Genomic DNA, 5,586 nt, shown 5'->3' with positions numbered 1-5,586 from the left:
GAAGTTGTGTTCGGCGGTGTCCTACTCTCCCACACTGATTAAGGTGCAGTACCATTGGCGCTGGAGGGCTTAGCTTCCGGGTTCGGAATGGGGCCGGGCGTTTCCCCTCCGCTATGGCCGCCGTAACATTGTGAAACAACCACAAACCGCTGGTGTTTGTTTGTTCGTGTGTTGTCTCAGAAGATGCATAGTGGATGCGAACACACCAAAACAGAATGTTTTTGTGGTGTGTGGGTGTTGTTGGTAAGTCCTCGGCCGATTAGTACCAGTCACCTGAACACATTGCTGTGCGTACAGTTCTGGCCTATCAACCCCATGGTCTGTAGGGGGCCTTAACCCCGCAAAGGGGGTGAGAAACCTCATCTTGGAACAGGCTTCCCGCTTAGATGCTTTCAGCGGTTATCCCTTCCGAACGTAGCTAACCAGCGGTGCCCCTGGCGGGACAACTGGCACACCAGAGGTTCGTCCGTCCCGGTCCTCTCGTACTAGGGACAGGTTTCCTCAAGTTTCTTACGCGCGCGGCGGATAGAGACCGAACTGTCTCACGACGTTCTAAACCCAGCTCGCGTGCCGCTTTAATGGGCGAACAGCCCAACCCTTGGGACCTACTCCAGCCCCAGGATGCGACGAGCCGACATCGAGGTGCCAAACCATCCCGTCGATATGGACTCTTGGGGAAGATCAGCCTGTTATCCCCGGGGTACCTTTTATCCGTTGAGCGACACCGCTTCCACTTGCCGGTGCCGGATCACTAGTCCCGACTTTCGTCCCTGCTCGACATGTACGTCTCACAGTCAAGCTCCCTTGTGCACTTACACTCAACACCTGATTGCCAACCAGGCTGAGGGAACCTTTGGGCGCCTCCGTTACCTTTTAGGAGGCAACCGCCCCAGTTAAACTACCCACCAGGCACTGTCCCTGAACCCGATCAGGGTCCGAGGTTAGAAGTCCAATACGATCAGAGTGGTATTTCAACAACGACTCCATGAACACTGGCGTGCCCACTTCACAGTCTCCCACCTATCCTACACAAACCGAACCGAACACCAATACCAAGCTATAGTGAAGGTCCCGGGGTCTTTTCGTCCTGCCGCGCGTAACGAGCATCTTTACTCGTACTGCAATTTCGCCGAGTCTGTGGTTGAGACAGCAGAGAAGTCGTTACGCCATTCGTGCAGGTCGGAACTTACCCGACAAGGAATTTCGCTACCTTAGGATGGTTATAGTTACCACCGCCGTTTACTGGGGCTTAAATTCTCAGCTTCGCTCCCCGAAAGGAACTAACCGGTCCTCTTAACCTTCCAGCACCGGGCAGGCGTCAGTCCGTATACATCGTCTTACGACTTCGCACGGACCTGTGTTTTTAGTAAACAGTCGCTTCTCTCTGGTCTCTGCGACCCACACCAGCTCAGAGAGTAAATCTCGTCACCAGGATGGGTCCCCCTTCTCCCGAAGTTACGGGGGCATTTTGCCGAGTTCCTTAACCACAGTTCTCTCGATCGCCTTAGTATTCTCTACCTGACCACCTGTGTTGGTTTGGGGTACGGGCCGTGTACCAACTCACTAGAGGCTTTTCTCGGCAGCATAGGATCATGGAATTCACCGCAACGGCTACGCATCACCTCTCAGGCTCACTGTGTTCCGGATTTGCCTAGAACACGCCCTACAGGCTTACACCAGTACAACCACTGACTGGCCCCACTACCTTCCTGCGTCACCCCATCGCTTGCCTACTACCAGCCAAGGTCCCATGCATCACCCCACCCGGCACCCGAAGGTGCTCCTGGGGGATCTGGATGGTTAGTACAACTGATTCAGCATGGGCGCGGATACACGGGTACGGGAATATCAACCCGTTGTCCATCGACTACGCCTGTCGGCCTCGCCTTAGGTCCCGACTCACCCTGGGCGGATTAGCCTGGCCCAGGAACCCTTGGTCATTCGGCGGCAGAGTTTCTCACTCTGCTTTCGCTACTCATGCCTGCATTCTCACTCCCACACCCTCCACCACTAGATCACTCTGTGGCTTCCACGGATGCAGGACGCTCCCCTACCCACCCACACACCTGGTTCACCATCCGTAAACGGAGAACGGGCTATTGTGTGAGTGCCGCGGCTTCGGCGGTGTACTTGAGCCCCGCTACATTGTCGGCGCAGGATCACTTGACCAGTGAGCTATTACGCACTCTTTCAAGGGTGGCTGCTTCTAAGCCAACCTCCTGGTTGTCTTCGCGACCCCACATCCTTTTCCACTTAGTACACGCTTAGGGGCCTTAGCCGGCGATCTGGGCTGTTTCCCTCTCGACTACGAACCTTATCGCCCGCAGTCTCACTGCCACACTCTCACTTACCGGCATTCGGAGTTTGGCTGACGTCAGTAACCCTGTGGGGCCCATCGGCCATCCAGTAGCTCTACCTCCGGTAAGAAACATGTGACGCTGCACCTAAATGCATTTCGGGGAGAACCAGCTATCACGGAGTTTGATTGGCCTTTCACCCCTACCCACAGCTCATCCCCTCCATTTTCAACTGAAGTGGGTTCGGGCCTCCACGACGTCTTACCGTCGCTTCACCCTGGCCATGGGTAGATCACTCCGCTTCGGGTCTAGACCCGGCGACTCAAACGCCCTATTCAGACTCGCTTTCGCTACGGCTACCCCACACGGGTTAACCTCGCCACCGAGCACTAACTCGCAGGCTCATTCTTCAAAAGGCACGCCATCACCCACCCCGAAGGCGCAGGCTCTGACGGATTGTAAGCGTCCGGTTTCAGGTACTATTTCACTCCCCTCCCGGGGTACTTTTCACCTTTCCCTCACGGTACTTGTCCGCTATCGGTCACCAGGAAGTATTCAGGCTTACCGGGTGGTCCCGGCAGATTCACAGCAGATTCCACGAGCCCGCTGCTACTTGGGAGAACATCACGCAAGACCATGTGTTTTCAGCTACCGGACTCTCACCGTCTACGGCAGACCATTCCAGGCCACTTCACCTAACACACGATTTTCTGACTCACGCTTCCACAGGCAGATGGAAGAAGATGAACCCCACAACACCACACACACAACCCCTACCCGGTATCACATGCGCATGGTTTAGCCTCATCCGCTTTCGCTCGCCACTACTCACGGAATCACTTTTGTTTTCTCTTCCTATGGGTACTGAGATGTTTCACTTCCCCACGTTCCCTCCACACCCCCTATACATTCAGAGGTGGGTAACACGACATCACTCGTGCTGGGTTTCCCCATTCGGACACCCTCGGATCACAGCTCGTTTGACAACTCCCCGAGGACTATCGCGGCCTACCACGTCCTTCATCGGCTCCTGGTACCAAGGCATCCACCGAACGCCCTTACACACTTACAACAACACCTACAAACCACCCCCACCACACAACCCGAAAGCTGCACACAACCCCAAAGGATCATGTTCGGCGAGGATCGAATGTAGACAACACAAAACATTCTTTCTGCTAAATCACAGACCAACAAAAAATTGTTGATTTGAAATAAAGATGCTCGCATCCACTATGCACTTCTCAAACAACACACACCATCCCACCACCCACACCTCCGCGCCCCATCACAGGACACCTCACCAGCATGATTGGCCGAACAGTTAGGTCAGAGACAACCCGTTGCACACCCGAAAGCATGCCGCGTGTTCTCTCAGAACCCCGATAGTGTGCGATGAACCCGCCGGCCTCACGACCCAGCAGCAACCCCCCAAACTTCCACAGGTGTGGAAGCGGTGAGCCTGTCTGATGTTTCACCCTCGAACACACACGCGCCGCAGAACATACGCCTGCAGAAACACGTGATGTTGTGTGCTCCTTAGAAAGGAGGTGATCCAGCCGCACCTTCCGGTACGGCTACCTTGTTACGACTTCGTCCCAATCGCCGATCCCACCTTCGACAGCTCCCTCCCACAAGGGGTTAGGCCACCGGCTTCGGGTGTTACCGACTTTCATGACGTGACGGGCGGTGTGTACAAGGCCCGGGAACGTATTCACCGCAGCGTTGCTGATCTGCGATTACTAGCGACTCCGACTTCATGGGGTCGAGTTGCAGACCCCAATCCGAACTGAGACTGGCTTTAAGGGATTCGCTCCACCTCACGGTATCGCAGCCCTCTGTACCAGCCATTGTAGCATGTGTGAAGCCCTGGACATAAGGGGCATGATGACTTGACGTCATCCCCACCTTCCTCCGAGTTGACCCCGGCAGTCTCCTGCAAGTCCCCGGCATAACCCGCTGGCAATACAGGACAAGGGTTGCGCTCGTTGCGGGACTTAACCCAACATCTCACGACACGAGCTGACGACAGCCATGCACCACCTGTACACCAACCACAAGGGGGGCTATATCTCTATAGCTTTCTGGTGTATGTCAAACCCAGGTAAGGTTCTTCGCGTTGCATCGAATTAATCCACATGCTCCGCCGCTTGTGCGGGCCCCCGTCAATTCCTTTGAGTTTTAGCCTTGCGGCCGTACTCCCCAGGCGGGGTACTTAATGCGTTAGCTACGGCACGGAACTCGTGAAATGAGCCCCACACCTAGTACCCACCGTTTACGGCGTGGACTACCAGGGTATCTAATCCTGTTCGCTACCCACGCTTTCGCTCCTCAGCGTCAGTTACTACCCAGAGACCCGCCTTCGCCACCGGTGTTCCTCCTGATATCTGCGCATTTCACCGCTACACCAGGAATTCCAGTCTCCCCTGTAGTACTCAAGTCTGCCCGTATCGCCTGCACGCCTACAATTGAGTTGCAGAATTTCACAGACGACGCGACAAACCGCCTACGAGCTCTTTACGCCCAGTAATTCCGGACAACGCTCGCACCCTACGTATTACCGCGGCTGCTGGCACGTAGTTGGCCGGTGCTTCTTCTCCAGGTACCGTCACTTGCGCTTCGTCCCTGGTGAAAGAGGTTTACAACCCGAAGGCCGTCATCCCTCACGCGGCGTCGCTGCATCAGGCTTGCGCCCATTGTGCAATATTCCCCACTGCTGCCTCCCGTAGGAGTCTGGGCCGTGTCTCAGTCCCAGTGTGGCCGATCACCCTCTCAGGTCGGCTACCCGTCGTCGCCTTGGTAGGCCATTACCCCACCAACAAGCTGATAGGCCGCGGGCCCATCCTGAACCGCAAAAGCTTTCCACCAAACACCATGCGATGTAAGGTCATATCCGGTATTAGACCCAGTTTCCCAGGCTTATCCCAGAGTCCAGGGCAGATCACCCACGTGTTACTCACCCGTTCGCCACTCGAGTACCCGCAAGCGGGCCTTTCCGTTCGACTTGCATGTGTTAAGCACGCCGCCAGCGTTCGTCCTGAGCCAGGATCAAACTCTCCATGAAAAAATAGCGAAACAAAACCAACACCCAAAAGGTGCCAGCGTTTCAACACAATCAGGAAAGCAAAACCTGACCAATCCAAAACTAGCAAAAACATGTGACACCCAGACGGGGCCGAGCGCCACACACAATAAACATCTACATCCATAAAGAATGCACGATGCCACAATTGGCATCAGACAATTCATCATCACACTATCGAGTTCTCAAAGAACACACACCCACCAG

The 5,586-nt window shown here is 55.2% G+C and carries 3 rRNA genes; all 3 read right to left on the bottom strand.

The features are described from left to right. Positions 1–8 precede the first annotated feature (8 nt). Positions 9–125, bottom strand: a 5S ribosomal RNA gene (gene rrf / locus GOAMI_RS22105). Positions 126–239: 114 nt separating this feature from the next. Continuing rightward, a 23S ribosomal RNA gene (locus GOAMI_RS22100) occupies positions 240–3,369 on the bottom strand. Positions 3,370–3,840: 471 nt separating this feature from the next. Further along, positions 3,841–5,361 (bottom strand): 16S ribosomal RNA (locus GOAMI_RS22095). Together the 16S, 23S and 5S rRNA genes form the textbook arrangement of a ribosomal RNA operon. Positions 5,362–5,586: the final 225 nt, after the last annotated feature.

Origin of the sequence: Gordonia amicalis NBRC 100051 = JCM 11271 (assembly GCF_000332995.1) — a bacterium.
Classification (GTDB): Bacteria; Actinomycetota; Actinomycetes; order Mycobacteriales; family Mycobacteriaceae; genus Gordonia; species Gordonia amicalis.
The sequence above is the reverse complement of the archived record's forward strand: the minus strand, read 5'-3'. Positions and strand labels throughout refer to the sequence as shown.